Genomic DNA, 13,799 nt, shown 5'->3' with positions numbered 1-13,799 from the left:
GCAGAGCTTCAGGAATCCACGAAAGCTCCGCCGCACAATGTCAGCATTGCGCATATGAAAGAAGGATTGATGACCGAGTTACCCTTTAACGAAAACAAGGAAAACCGCTCCACTATTCCGCCGCTGCCCACACCCGATGAGCCGCGCGAGACTCCTCTTCCCGAGCCAGAGGCAACCCCCACAGAGGCACCCCAGCCCGAACACTCAATGGAACCCGCCGACGATGCCCTGACATCCACTGATCACACCGCTCCACTGGATCCCATCGCCTCCCCGTGGCCTGCGCCCGCAGCAGAGACTCGCTGGACCGCTCCCACGCAGGCCGCCTCACCCTTCACTGCGCCCGCACAGGCAGGACCGGCACAGGCAGATCCGGCACAGGCAGTCCGCTCCGACGCAGCTCCAGCGGCTTCCCCCTCGGCCTTTTCGGCCCCAGCACATTCAACCCCGGCCCCTTCTACTGCGGCGTTCTCTGCCCCAGCGCCCTCTACTGCGGCATTCTCTACCCCGGCGCCTTCAACCCCGACCCCTTCTACCCCGGCGCCCTCTACTGCGACATTCTCTACCCCGGCGCCGCAGCATGCAGCAGGCACTCGACTGGAACCACATGCGGACGCGCGGGTGGCAGCACCCCCCTTCCCCACCTTCCCCGCACCCACGCCTGCCCACGCTGAGCAGCCCCGTCAGCGCAAGGGCGTTGGCCTGGGCACCCTCCTGCTCGCCATGCTCCTCACCGCAGCGCTAAGCATGGGCGGCATGTACGGCCTGTGGAAGTACCTCGTCCCCCGAACTGCAGGAACGGCGTCGGCCTCGTCAAACACCGCTGCCCCCGCCCCCACCACCACGCCGACCACAAACGGCGGCGCAACCATTGACTGGCAAGCCATTGCCGCAGCCGTCTCCCCCACGGTCGTCACCATTCACGTCACCGCCCCCACCGAATCCGGAGTCGGCTCGGGCGTCATCTACGCTGATGACGGCACCATCGTCACCAACCATCACGTCATCATGCCCGCCGTCAACAGCCAAGGCCGCATCCAAGTGACCCTCAAAGACGGACGCCTCTACGAGGCCACCATCGTTGGCACCGACCCCAGCACTGACCTTGCCGTCATCCGCCTGACCAACCCCCCGTCGGATCTCGCGGTTGCTCAATTTGGCTCCTCCGCGAACCTCACGGTCGGCTCCCACGTGATGGCGATCGGCTCGCCCCTGGGCCTGTCCAACACCGTCACCACCGGCATTATTTCTGCCCTTGACCGGCCCGTGTCAGTGCAGGCCAAGTCCCAGCGCCAATTCGATCCGAACGATCCTTTCGGCCAACTCGACCCCAATGCGAATGCCACCGAGTCTGTAGTGACCAACGCGATCCAGGTGGACGCCTCGATTAACCCCGGCAACTCCGGCGGGCCTCTCTTTGACGCGGCCGGTTCGGTGATCGGCATTAACTCTTCCATTGCCTCGCTGACGCAGAACTCTTCGGATACGGCCGGCTCGATTGGTCTGGGCTTTGCCATTCCGGTGGATCTGGTGCGAAACGTTGCCGATCAGCTCATCGCCACCGGCACCGTCGCGCACGCAATCTTGGGCGTGAACATTTCCACCGCCGCCGTTGAATCTGACGGAACGACCTACGTCAGCGCCCGCATTGAAGAGCTCGTCCCCGGTGGCGCAGCAGAGCAGGCGGGCCTGCAAGTCGGTGACGCCATCACTCACGTTGACGGGTCGATGGTGACTTCCGCCAAGTCCCTGTCGGGTTTCATCCGCCGCTACAGCGCGGGAGACACGGTGACCATCACCTACATTCGTGGTGGTAAGAGCTCCGAGGTTGAGGTGACGCTCCAAGCGAAGTGATGCCTGAGCGCACCTGAATTTTGGTCGCACCTGGTGGTAAAAATAAGGCGTTTTAAGCCCCTGTTTTTACCACCAGGTGCGACTATTTTTCTGTCGACAATCTTCGAGAGGATGCCATGCACATTCGCGAACTCACCGCTCTTGACTGCGCACTCGGTTTCGCCGCTATGCGCGCACTGCGCCCGGCCCTGAGCGCCGATTCCTTCCCCACGCTGGTCGCGGCGCAGATGCAGCAGGGCTACCGTTTGCTGGGCGTCTTTGATGACACCTCTGACGAGGCCATCGCCGTGGCGGGCTTGCGCCTTGGGCGCAACCTTGCCTGGGGTGAGCACCTCTACATTGACGACCTCTCCACCCTGCCCGAAGCACGCGGCAAAGGAGCGGCTTCACTGCTGTTGGAGTGGATTGTGGAGGAAGCCCAACGCCTAGGCATTACTCAGATTCATCTGGATTCTGGCGTGCAGGCTGAGCGCCAGGATGCGCATCGCCTGTATTTCCGAGCCGGGTATCGGATTAGCTCCTACCATTTCAGCCGGTCAGTCTCTTCTGCGGCAGTGCCCACTTCAGCCATGTAGCCTGCTTCGGCGCACAAGCCTGCTTCAGGTGCACAAACTGCGTCAGCCGCACAGCCCAACAGGCGAATCACTGCTTACAGCTCAACGGCCGGTGCCCCAGGCGTAAGGCCTGGGGCACCGGCCTGAGCGGGCAGGCTAAGAAGCTTTCAACGGCAAGATCGGACAGCCCGCGCAGTGAATCTTCACCTCATCAGAGGTTCCACCTCCACAGGCTCCCAGGCCTGAAGCGCACAAGCTTTCAGCCCGGTCAAGCAGGCCCTGGCGCTTCATCTCATCGCACATGATCTCCGCATAGGCTAGATCAACACCAGCTTGAGCAGCCGCAGCGTTGAGGGTCGCGCCCCTGCGGAGGGCAACGTAGAGCTTTTGGCGTGCGCCTGGAGGGCGAGATGGAGTCCTCCTCGAAGCTAAGATCGGAGCGTTTGATCCTCCGCCGCTCACTGGTGAGCAGCACGAGGCTTCCTGCTGCTCAGAGTTCTTGCCTGGGGATTTACCTTCGGCTTTCCCCTCTCCAAGCTGGCATCCACAGCCAGCAGCACCGACTGGCGCAGTGGCACTCTCCTGCACAGCAGCAGCCCCGGTCCCGTCCACGAACCCAGCCCCGGCGGGAGCCTCGTCCTTCTCCACGAACCCAGCCCCGGCGGGAGCCTCGTCCTTCTCCACGAACCCAGCCCCGGCGGGAGCCTCGTCCTGCGGTAAACGCCCCGCGTGGAGGAGGCCCGAAACGAACCTCCTCCACGCAGAACGCAACGCTGAAGGCGTCACAAGAACAAGCGTCCGATCTGGAAGATCGCCACCGCCAAAATCCACGCAGCTGCCAACTGCACCACCACCGACAAGGCAGTAATACGCCCGCCAATCTGACGCGCCTGCTCGGCGACCGTCGCCAAGCACGGCGTGTAAGTCAAGACGAACATGAGGAAGGCAAAGGCCGCCAAGGGCGCAGCATCGCCCGCCGACTTCTCGAAAGACTGCGTGACCAACTCAGGCAGAGAACCCAGGTCCTCGCCAGCATCCTCAGCGTCGCCGCCATCCACCTCAGGATCCAGGTTGTAGGACAAGACGATCGAGGAAATCACCGTTTCCTTCGCGACGAAGCCGGTCATCAGCGCACCCGTCATGTGCCACTCGCCAAAGCCAGCAGGAGCAAAGACAGGCTCAAGAGCCATGGCGGTCGCCCCGTAGAGGGATTCCTCCATGGGAATCTCATCAGCAAAGGAGTGCTTCGAAGTCACCGGAATGGCCGACATCAGCCACACAATGATCGTCATAATGACAATGATCTTGCCCGCACCCTCAACGAAGGACCACGCGCGCATCCACGTGTTCTTCAGGATCACCAGCACGCGCGGCACCTGGTAGGGCGGCAACACCAGCATCAGGGGAGCCTGAGACTCACCCTTCGTAATGAAGGGCTTGAGCACCAGCGCACCAATAATCACCATAATGATCGACATGACATACATGGCAAAAACAACGGTGCCCGCATTATCCGGGAAGAAGATGCGAGCAATCATCAGGTAGATGCTCAGGCGCGCAGCGCAAGAGGTGTAGGGAATGATGAGCGTCGTCACCAGACGCTGCTTCGTGCTAGGCAGGGTGCGGGTCGCTGCCAGGGAGGGTAGGTTACAGCCAAAGCCCATGATCAGGGGCATAATGACGCGTCCATCCAAGCCGATCAGTCGCATGACGCGGTCGCCGAGGAAGGCCGCGCGCGCCATGTAACCCGAGTCTTCCAGGATCGCAATCATGAGGAAGATGACGAACATGAGGGGCAAGAAAGAGGCGACAACCCCCAGGCCGGTGGCCAGGCCATCGACAAGGAATGCTTGCAGCCAGCCTCCGTCAGCACCCACCGCCACCAGGCCCGCATTAATCAGGTTCGCCAGCGAGAAGGCGCCCTCGTCGGTCGAGGTGAACAGCCCGTCAAAGAAGTCCTGCAGCGGCCCCACCCATTCGGCGGCGGCCTTGAACAGCAGCCACATGAGCGCGAAGAACACCGGGATGCCCACGATCGGGTGCAGCAGCAGACGGTCGACCTTATCCGAGGTCGAGAGGGTGGCGGCGTCAGCACGCGCACCGAAGGCGCCGTCCTCGACAGCCTCCACCCAGTGGAAGATTTCGTCGGCCTCCGCCATAGAGTCACGCCCTCCAGACTCATCTGCGGCGAGGGCGGCGGCTGCGGCTGCCGAGGAGTCGGGCACCTCGGCACAGTTCATGGCCTCCTGACCGCATCCGCAGGGCCCCGTGGAGCAACTGTCAACGGCAGTCAGGTCAAGCGGGTCGACCTCGCGATGTCCACGAGAGGCTGCGGCGAGGGCGGCCGTGTGGTTGTATCCGGGCGCGCGAGGGTCAGGCACGATGCCGGTCACGCGAGGGCGGGTGCGCAAGGCGGCCGCCACCATGTCATCCAGGCCCTCAATGCCCTTCTTGGAGCGCGGGTCGATGGACATGACCGGGATGCCCAGAGTGCGCGAAAGGGCAGAGACGTCCACGCGCTTGCCGGTGTCGTGTTCTTGCACATCATTGAGGGTGACGACAGCGGCGACGGGGCGGCCGGTGCGGGCGACCTGGCCAAGCAGGTACAGGGAACGGGTGATCGCCGTGGCGTCCAGGACCACGAGGACGAGGTCAACGCCCTGGCCTCGTGCGGGGTCGGTGAAAGATCCTGGGGCGCCAGCGAGAGTGTCGACAACGACCTGCTCGTCGGGAGAGTTGGCGATGAGCGAGTAGGTGCCGGGCATGTCGAGGATGCGCGCACCGAGGCTTCCCCAGCGGCCGCGCATGACCTCGACGGTGGTGCCGGGGGCGTTGACGACGGCCTGTCGGGCGCCGGTAATAGCGTTAAAGAGGGTGGATTTACCAACGTTGGGGTTGCCCACGATGAGGATGGTGGGTTCGACCTTCTTGCCGTCGGCGGTTTCTTCGACGAGGAGTGGCCCCTGGTCAGGGGTTCCGGGTCCGCACTTTGAGCAGCTCATTGGGCCACCTCCACTTGGATTCGGCCAGCAGAGCGCCGATCAACGGCGACGCGGGTGCCAGCAATATTAATGACGACGCCGCCAAAAGCAGCGCGATTCGTCAAAAAGAACTCGGCGCCGGGACGCAGGCCGAGTTCTTGGAGACGGAGTTGATAGGCGGGATCGACGTCAATCTTGGTCAATCTCGCGCGCACATTCACGGGACATTTAGCGAGCAGCATGTAAGGGAGTTTAGTAAGCCCTAATGCCTTGAAGCGGGACCTTTGTAACCATTTTTTCGCCTTATTCCAACGATTCGACGCGCCGAAACTATATGACAGTCCTCCTTTAGACTGTCAGATAGCGTGGAGGTGTCCTCACATCCCCCACATCCTCGGCCTAAGCAGAGGAACACAACAGCCTCGACATACAAACAGTTGCCTCTGCTTTCGCCTACCCGAAAATGTGACATCTTCGAAGAGAAGGGGCAGCCAACCCTCCAGACGCCCACATCCATCCACTGAGCGCCTGCACCGCATCATTGCCCTGGGCTTCCCATAGTCATACCGGGCTACCACAGCTGCACTGCACACTCTTGGTTGTACTACACACTCTTGGTTGCAGCGGGCGCCGCCTGCACCAGTTACTCCTGGTTGTACTGGTTGCGCCTGGTCGCTCCGCACACTCTTGGTTGCAGCGGGCGCCGCCTGCACCAGTTACTCCTGGTTGTACTGGTTGCGCATGGTCGATCGTGTTGCGCTGGGCCCGGCGTTACCAGTGCAACCCGGAGCCAGCAGTCAACAAGACAACACCAGTGACGCCCCCAGCCTTCGCCCGCAGCAGACACACGCCCGCCACCTCATCCACCCGCAGCTCCACATGCAGGCAGCACCCACTTGGCCCCGCGTCTGTTGCAGCAGGTGCGGGACCGCAGCTCCACATGCAGGCAGTACCCACAGCTCCATCGCTAAATACACCCTGCATTCCCAGCCCAGCCCCACTCGCCGCCCAATCCCCTTACGGCACTAGAGTGCCTGTGGTTGCACTGGGTGGCGCCTTTCTGCTTCGGGCGCCGCTTGCAGCAGTTACTCCTGGTTGCACTGCACGCTCTTGGTTGTACTGCACACTCTTGGTTGCAGCGCGCCTCGCCTGCACCAGTTACTCCTGGTTGCACTGGTTGCGCCTGGTCGATCGTGTTGCGCCGGGCCCGGCATTACCAGTGCAACCCAGCGCCAGCAGTGCAACAAGACAACACCAGTGACACCCCTAGCCTTCGCACGCAGCAGACACACGCCCGCCACCTCATCCACCCGACGAGGTCCAGACCCGCAGCCCCACATACAGGCACCGCCCACAGCTCCACCGCGCTCTCGCCCCACAGCCACCGCCCGCTGAAAGAACCATGAGAAACACCTGGGATACACATGGACAATGGCGCGAGTTATCCACAGTTTTCCCAATCGCCACCACAACCACCAGGCAAGGCTGTAGCGTGACACACATGAACTGGTTGAACTCATCAAAGAAAACTCTCACACTCGCCACAGCCCTCCTAACCGCCTCCCTCTCCCTCACTGCTTGCACGAGCGAGCCTGAGGTCATGAGCATGTCCGAGGCCTACCCAGGATGGGACTTCAGCCAATCAACTCCCACCCGCAAAACCGACACCGCCATGTCAGCAGGCTTCGAGGTGGGTGCCGACGGCAAACTCATCAATCCTGACGCAGATAAGACCTACGAGGCCCCCACCCCATCCGACCTTGCTCAAGCCCCCGACAAGAACGGCGCCAAAGCCTTCGCCCAATACTTCATCCACGTCGTCGAATACACCTGGCAAACCGGCAACACCGAACTCCTTCGCAGCATTTCCGGCCCCGAATGCGCCTGGTGCGCTCACATTGCCGACACCACAGACGCCCGCACCCAAGCCGGAGGGTGGATTCAAGGAGCACGCATCGCCATCATCCGCACAGAAGATGCCATGCCCATTCCCGACCACCCCGGATACTGGAACATTTTTATGGATCTCAGCCAAGATCCGCATACTCACTACACCGGGAAAGAGATCGTCGAAAAAGACCTTCTCGACACCCGTTTCCAGGTCCAAGTTTTCCTCGATGGAGACACTTGGAAGGTTTATGCAGCCCAGGCGTTGGGAAGCGAAGAATGACATCTGCATCCATTGCCACCACAGGCCTACTCGCACTCCTTGTCCTCTCATTACCAAACTCCATCGTTATTCCCTCCCCTTCAGACCCTCCACCTCCAAGTGCCGACACCTCTACCCTCACCACCGAGGTGCTGGATAACTCCACCTTGGCGCTGGGCATGTCTGGCTTGATTGCTCCTGCGCCTGTTGAGCCTCCTGTGCCTGGACAGTTATGGCAGGGGTGGGGTGTTGATCCTCAGGCCACGCCCGCCCAATCCTGCGATGGCTTCTTCGCCAACATCCCTCGCACCCCCCTTGCCTGCTACCCCGAGACCCCACCAGCTGAAGAAACCATCAACACCCTCCCCGCAGGAGAACTCGCCTACCGGGCCCTCGCCCTGACAAAAATCGAAGGCGCAGGCCTGAAAGTCCAACCCCACATCCGCGCCTACGTCGGCGTCCCCACCCTCGTCCACGCCACCCACCCCACACGCGAAACAACCGTGGAACTCCTCAGCCACCCCATCCACATCACCTTCACCGCCTCCTCCTACACCTACACCTTCAACGACGGCTCAGCCCCACTGGTGACCACCGACCCATCAGGCCCCTTCCCCATCAGCCGCCTACGCCACATCTACCACCAGCCCTTCCCCACCCAAACCATCACCCTAGAAACCATCTGGAGCGCCCACATCACCCACCCCACCACCGGGCAGGTCATCACCCTCAACAACGCCCTCACCACCCGCGAAACCTCCCAACCTTTCGAAGTCCGCAAAGCCAAGGGCTACCTGACCGACACCGCCGAAGAACTCAAAGGCAGATAACACCCCCAACCACTCTCCCCAGCAGGACACCCAGCCACACCACCAGGCAGGCGCCCAAGCACAGCACAATCCCCTCACAGCACTAGGCGCCTGTGGTTGCACGGGGTGGCGCCTGTCTACTTCGGGCGCAACCTGCACTGATCACTCCCAGTTGCTTCGGGCGCCACCTGCACCAGTTACTCCTAGTTGCACCGGTGACGCGTGGTCGATCGTGTTGCGCCGGGCCCGGCGCTACCAGTGCAACCCGGCACTACCAGTGCAACAAGAAAGCCCCGGTACAACCAGACGACACCCGTGAAACTCCTCAGCCCAAACCTGCACCGGACGCAACCTGCACCAGTTACTCCTGGTTGCACTGGCTGCGCATGGTCGATCGCGTTGCGCCGGGCCCGGCGCTACCAGCGCAACCCGGCGCCAGCAGTACAACCATGCGTCACCAGTACACCCGGGAGATACCGACACCAGTAGCAGTACCAGCGCAGGCAGCTAACGCCCACCACACACGCCGCACCCTCACTCAGCCTTTGCACAGGCCTCAGCAACGGCGTCGGCCTCGACAATCGTCAAGGGGATGGCCACCGGCACCCCCGTTACACTCTTCCACCATGCAAACACCCGCCCGGCCTCGTGGGCCAGGCCACTAGCGTAGGTGGTGTTCACGTCACAACAGCGGGTGGATGACCCGCAAAGGAGATGTCATGTCCACCGCAAACGCCGACAACTGGTCCTTCGAAACCAAGCAGATCCACGCAGGCTGGGACCGCGACGCCGCAACCGGCGCAACCGCCCTGCCCATCCACCAGACTGCCTCCTACGCCTTCGACAGCGCCGAGCAGGCCGCCGCACGCTTCGCCCTCCAAGAGCTCGGCCCGATCTACACTCGCCTGGGCAACCCCACCCTCGACGCCCTCGAAAACCGCATTAGCGCACTCGAAGGCGGCGTCGGCGCCCTCGTCGTTTCCTCCGGGCAGGCCGCCATTACCCTGGCGATCCTCACTCTGGCACAGACTGGCGACAATGTCGTGGCATCGCCCTCGCTCTACGGAGGTTCCGTCTCCCTGCTGAAGTCGACCCTTGGGCGCCTGGGCATCGAGACCCGCTTCGTTTCCGACCCGCGTGACATTGACGCGTGGACCTCGCTGGCCGACGATCGCACCGTCGCTTTCTTCGGCGAGACCATCCCCAACCCTCGCGGCGATATCTTGGACATTGAGCCCATTGCCGAGGCCGCCCACGCCATCGGCGTGCCGCTGATCGTGGACAACACTGTGGCCACCCCCTACCTGGTGCGCCCGATTGAGTGGGGCGCCGACATAGTCATTCACTCGGCCACGAAGTACCTGGGTGGTCATGGCAACTCCATCGCTGGCGTCGTTATCGACTCGGGTAACTTCGACTGGACTGCTCAGCCTGAACGTTTCCCCCTGTTTAACCAGCCCGATGCCTCATACAACGGCATTGTCTTTGGCCGCGATTTGGGGGCCGAGGGCGTCTTCGGCGTCAACCTTGCGTTCATCCTGCGCGCCCGCACTGTGATTCAGCGAGACATGGGCTTTGCTCTGTCGCCCTTCAATGCCTTCCTGCTGGAGCAGGGCATTCAGACCCTGTCGTTGCGCGTGCAGCGTCACGCGGATAACGCTCTGGCGGTGGCGAAGTTCCTCGAGGCTCACGCTCAGGTTGAGTCTGTGGCCTACGCGGGCCTGGAGTCCTCGCCGCACTACGCCTTTGCTCAGAAGTACGCACCCCTGGGTGCGGGCGGCCTGCTGTCCTTTGTCATTAAGGGGGGCGCCGAGGCTGGTAAGGCTTTCGCCAACGCTCTGGAGCTGCTGCCCACGGTGGCCAATATCGGTGACACCAAGTCTCTGGTGATTCACCCGGCCTCTACCACGCACTCTCAGCTGTCCGAGGCTGAACTGGTTGCCGCAGGTATTTCGGGTGGCACCGTGCGCCTGTCGATCGGCATTGAGAATATTGCTGACATTCTGGCTGACCTGGAGAAGGGCTTCGCCGCTGCAGGCTCTCTGCCCTAACAGATAGCTTGCTCAGGCTGCGGGGGGCCGTGTGTGCGGTGCGCACACACGGCCCCCTTGCGTATGCTCAACCTCTGCCGCATACCCCTAACCAGCCAATCTCCAACCGGCAGAGGCAGGTCTTGTCGGCCTTCTGCTCAGATTTTCACACCGCGTTGCACTTTCCCCACCGCATAACCCCCAAAAACTACAACGCCCCTCCCATTTCACCACCCCACCCCGGCCACCCCACCCCGACCACCCCACCCCAGACCTCTGCCCCAGGCCACCGACCTCGCCAATCGCGCAAAACCCCAGAAATACACACCGCGTTGCACTTTCCCCACCGCATAACCCCCAAAAACTACAACGCCCCTCCCATTTCACCACCCCACCCCCGACCACCCCACCCCAGGCCACCGCCTCAGACCACCCACCCCACCACAACATCCCCACCAACAACGCCTGTGAAGCGCCACCCAGCGCCCTCCCCACAGGCATTCAGTTCAGCAGGGCCTCAAAGCGGCCCTACCGTCAGCCAACACAGCTTCACTCGGAAACCTTGGACTCCACTGCCACGCGGCCAGCCTCCAGATGCGACGGGCACGCGGAAGGGAGAGCAGGACACGTAGTCCAGGCCAACATTGTGGAAGAAGTGGATGGACAGCGGGTCGCCGCCGTGCTCACCACAGACACCGAGCTTGATGTCGCCCTTGGTGGAGCGAGCGCGGCGCACGCCCTCGGCCACAACGGTGCCAACGCCGTGAACGTCGATGGACTCGAAGGGCGAGGTGCCGAAGATGCCGGCCTCAATGTACTGCGGGAAGAAGACGCCTTCAACGTCGTCACGCGAGAAGCCCCACACGGTCTGGGTGAGGTCGTTGGTGCCGAAGGAGAAGAAGTCAGCCTCGGTGGCGAGGTCCTCAGCGGTCATGGCTGCGCGGGGCAGCTCGATCATGGCGCCGATGGTGACCTTGGACAGGTCAACGCCCTTTTCAGCGGCAACTTCAGCGATGATGGCTTCGCCTTCAGCGCGGATGAGCTGCAGCTCGCGGATGGAGCCAACCAGGGGCACCATGATTTCGGGGCGGGGATCCTTGCCCTGGGCGACGAGCTCGGCGGCAGCCTCGCACAGTGCGCGCATCTGCAGGGCGAAGAGGCCGGGCAGGTAGATGCCCAGGCGGACGCCGCGCAGACCCAGCATGGGGTTTTCTTCGTGGAAGCGGCGCACGGTGGCGAGCATCTCCTCGTCGGCGGGGTCAGCCCCACCGGCGGCCTTCGCCAGAGCCACCTTGACCTCGAGGGAGGACAGGGAGGGGAGGAACTCGTGCAGCGGCGGGTCGATGAGGCGCACGGTCATGGCCTTGCCGTCCATGACGTCCAGCATCTGCAGGAAGTCTTCCTTCTGCAGCTTCTCGAGGGCGTCGAAGGCTTCCTGACGCTCGGTGGAGCCCTCTTCGGAGAGGATCACGCGCTCAACGAGCGGGCGACGATCGCCGAGGAACATGTGCTCGGTGCGGCACAGACCGATACCCTCAGCGCCGAAGTCCAGCGCACGCTGGGAGTCTTCGGGAGTGTCGGCGTTGGCGCGCACGCGCAGGCGACGCACGGAGTCAGCGTGGGTGAGGAGCTTGTGGACTGCCTCGATGAGTTCGGTGGTGCCTTCATCGCCTTCAGCGGCGGCGATGCCAGCCTCCAGGCCGCCAGCCAGGTAGGTGGTGACGGGGGAGTCGGTGACGGGAACCTCGCCGAAGAAGACCTCGCCGGTCTGGCCATCGATGGCGATGGTGTCGTTGGCGGTCAGGACGCGGTCGCCGATGGTGACGGTGCCGGCCTCGGCGTCGATCTGCAGGGCCTCGGCACCGCAGACGCAGGTCTTGCCCATGCCGCGGGCGACGACGGCTGCGTGGGAGGTCTTACCACCGCGGGCGGTGAGCACGCCTTCAGCGGCAACCATGCCGGGCAGGTCGTCGGGGTTGGTTTCGCGGCGGACGAGGACGCACTTGCGGCCTTCAGCGGCGGCGGCCTCGGCCTGAGCGTTGTCGAAGACGATGACGCCGACGGCTGCGCCGGGGGATGCGGCCATACCGCGGGCGACGAGCTCCTTGGAGGCTGCGGCGTCGAACTGCGGGAACATGAGCTGGGTCAGCTGGTCGCCGGTCACGCGGTTGAGGGCTTCATCCATGGTGATGAGCTTCTCGTCGACAAGCTGGATGGCGACGCGGAAGGCGGCGGCGGCGGTGCGCTTGCCCACGCGGGTCTGGAGCATCCACAGTTTGCCGCGCTCAACGGTGAACTCAATGTCGCACAGGTCGCGGTAGTGGGTTTCGAGCTTGCGCATGATGCCGCGCAGTTCGTCGTAGGACTTCTTGTCCAGCTCTTCGAGAGCGGACAGGGGCAGGGTGTTGCGGATACCGGCAACGACGTCCTCGCCCTGAGCGTTCTCGAGGTAGTCGCCGTACACGCCGGAGTGGCCGGTGGAGGGGTCACGGGTGAAGCACACGCCGGTGCCGGAGCCGTCGCCCATGTTGCCAAACACCATGGTCTGGACGTTGACGGCGGTGCCGAGGTCGTGGGGGATGCGCTCGCGACGGCGGTAGATGTGGGCGCGCTCGGTGTTCCAGGAGCGGAAGACGGCCTCGGTGGCCATGTCAAGCTGGGCGCGGGGGTCCTGCGGGAAGTCCATGCCCTTTTCGGCCTTGACGATGGCCTTGTAGGTTTCGACGAGGCCGCGCAGGTCTTCGGCGGCGAGGTCGGTGTCGGCGGTGATGCCGCGTTCCTTCTTCAGCGCGTCGAGGGCGTCGGAGAAGAGGTCGCCTTCGATGTCGAGCACGGTCTTGCCGAACATCTGGATGAGGCGGCGGTAGGAGTCCCATGCGAAGCGCTCGTTGCCGGAGGCTTCAGCCAGGCCTGCGACGGACTGGTCGTTGAGGCCGATGTTGAGGACGGTTTCCATCATGCCGGGCATGGAGAACTTGGCGCCGGATCGGACGGAGACGAGGAGAGGGTTGGTGGCGTCGCCGAGGTGGCGGCCCATCTTGTCCTCAACGTTGCGCAGTGCAGCGGTGACCTCGGTGGCGAGGGTTTCGGGGACAACGCCTTCGCGCAGGTAGGCGCGGCAGGCTTCGGTGGAGATGGTGTAACCGGGAGGCACGGGCAGCCCGAGCTTCGTCATTTCTGCCAGGTTGGCACCCTTACCGCCGAGCAGGTCCTTCTGGGACTTGTCACCCTCGGAGAAGTCGTACACGTACTTGACCATTGAGGCCCTCTTCCTTCAGATTTTCGATATCGGCCCTTCTTTGGGCACGTCGATCCCATCCTAGCAAGTGTGGGACCTAGGTCACCACGCCCGCCAACGTGATCTTCGCCGGGATTTCGCCGTTCGTCGCAGGTCGGACGGGGCCGCTCACCCACCTTCGTCC

General features: G+C 63.1%; 9 protein-coding genes and 1 pseudogene. 5 read left to right on the top strand and 5 right to left on the bottom strand.

The window, feature by feature from the left end; all coding sequences use genetic code 11:
• Positions 1-69 precede the first annotated feature (69 nt).
• Both HWX48_RS11185 and HWX48_RS02890 read left to right on the top strand, forming a co-directional pair.
• Positions 70-1,854 carry a S1C family serine protease gene (locus tag HWX48_RS11185; RefSeq protein ID WP_254872933.1) on the top strand — a complete coding sequence of 595 codons (1,785 nt, stop codon included), beginning with the start codon at positions 70-72 and terminating at the stop codon, positions 1,852-1,854.
• Positions 1,855-1,970: 116 nt separating this feature from the next.
• On the top strand, positions 1,971-2,429 hold the full coding sequence (locus HWX48_RS02890) for a GNAT family N-acetyltransferase (protein ID WP_175954507.1): 459 nt from the start codon (positions 1,971-1,973) through the stop codon (positions 2,427-2,429).
• 135 nt (positions 2,430-2,564) lie between these two features.
• Here HWX48_RS02890 and HWX48_RS11180 read toward each other — a convergent pair whose 3' ends face one another.
• Genes HWX48_RS11180 through HWX48_RS02875 form a run of 3 tightly spaced genes read right to left on the bottom strand, consistent with a single transcriptional unit; the run spans position 2,565 to position 5,631 of the window.
• Positions 2,565-3,239 (bottom strand): hypothetical protein, encoded by a 675-nt coding sequence (locus HWX48_RS11180; protein ID WP_254872932.1) that lies wholly within the window; start codon positions 3,237-3,239, stop codon positions 2,565-2,567.
• The gene (feoB, locus tag HWX48_RS02880; protein ID WP_175954505.1) at positions 3,191-5,410 is read right to left on the bottom strand and encodes a ferrous iron transport protein B; all 2,220 of its coding nucleotides are present in this window, start codon (positions 5,408-5,410) and stop codon (positions 3,191-3,193) included. The genes HWX48_RS11180 and feoB overlap by 49 nt, the downstream gene beginning before the upstream one ends.
• On the bottom strand, positions 5,407-5,631 hold the full coding sequence (locus tag HWX48_RS02875) for a FeoA family protein (protein ID WP_175954503.1): 225 nt from the start codon (positions 5,629-5,631) through the stop codon (positions 5,407-5,409). The genes feoB and HWX48_RS02875 overlap by 4 nt, the downstream gene beginning before the upstream one ends.
• 1,259 nt (positions 5,632-6,890) lie before the next feature.
• Here HWX48_RS02875 and HWX48_RS02870 point away from each other — a divergent pair.
• Both HWX48_RS02870 and HWX48_RS02865 read left to right on the top strand, forming a co-directional pair.
• Complete coding sequence (locus HWX48_RS02870; protein ID WP_254872955.1) at positions 6,891-7,559, top strand: DUF6318 family protein; 669 nt, start codon at positions 6,891-6,893, stop codon at positions 7,557-7,559.
• Positions 7,556-8,368: a hypothetical protein gene (locus tag HWX48_RS02865; RefSeq protein WP_175954500.1), complete on the top strand. Its 813-nt coding sequence runs from the start codon at positions 7,556-7,558 to the stop codon at positions 8,366-8,368. The genes HWX48_RS02870 and HWX48_RS02865 overlap by 4 nt, the downstream gene beginning before the upstream one ends.
• Positions 8,369-8,881: 513 nt before the next feature.
• Here HWX48_RS02865 and HWX48_RS02860 read toward each other — a convergent pair.
• Positions 8,882-9,028: a hypothetical protein gene (locus tag HWX48_RS02860; protein WP_175954497.1), complete on the bottom strand. Its 147-nt coding sequence runs from the start codon at positions 9,026-9,028 to the stop codon at positions 8,882-8,884.
• A 38-nt stretch (positions 9,029-9,066) separates the two neighbouring features.
• On the opposite strand from HWX48_RS02860, the gene HWX48_RS02855 reads away from it, so the two are divergent.
• Positions 9,067-10,398: an O-acetylhomoserine aminocarboxypropyltransferase/cysteine synthase family protein gene (locus tag HWX48_RS02855; RefSeq protein ID WP_175954495.1), complete on the top strand. Its 1,332-nt coding sequence runs from the start codon at positions 9,067-9,069 to the stop codon at positions 10,396-10,398.
• A 528-nt stretch (positions 10,399-10,926) separates the two neighbouring features.
• On the opposite strand, the pseudogene ppdK reads toward HWX48_RS02855, so the two are convergent.
• Positions 10,927-13,636, bottom strand: a pseudogene (ppdK, locus tag HWX48_RS02850) (pyruvate, phosphate dikinase).
• Positions 13,637-13,799: the final 163 nt, after the last annotated feature.

The sequence above is a fragment of the Schaalia sp. Marseille-Q2122 genome (genome assembly GCF_903645355.1).
Lineage (GTDB): Bacteria > Actinomycetota > Actinomycetes > Actinomycetales > Actinomycetaceae > Pauljensenia.
This window is presented reverse-complemented; position numbering and strand designations above follow the sequence as displayed.

Coding starts and splice junctions, on each gene's coding strand:
- HWX48_RS02855 (WP_175954495.1), top strand. CDS start 9,067: ATGTCCACCGCAAACGCCGACAACTGGTCCTTCGAAACCAAGCAGATC.
- HWX48_RS02870 (WP_254872955.1), top strand. CDS start 6,891: ATGAACTGGTTGAACTCATCAAAGAAAACTCTCACACTCGCCACAGCC.
- HWX48_RS02890 (WP_175954507.1), top strand. CDS start 1,971: ATGCACATTCGCGAACTCACCGCTCTTGACTGCGCACTCGGTTTCGCC.
- HWX48_RS11185 (WP_254872933.1), top strand. CDS start 70: ATGACCGAGTTACCCTTTAACGAAAACAAGGAAAACCGCTCCACTATT.
- feoB (WP_175954505.1), bottom strand. CDS start 5,410: ATGAGCTGCTCAAAGTGCGGACCCGGAACCCCTGACCAGGGGCCACTC.
- HWX48_RS02865 (WP_175954500.1), top strand. CDS start 7,556: ATGACATCTGCATCCATTGCCACCACAGGCCTACTCGCACTCCTTGTC.
- HWX48_RS02875 (WP_175954503.1), bottom strand. CDS start 5,631: ATGCTGCTCGCTAAATGTCCCGTGAATGTGCGCGCGAGATTGACCAAG.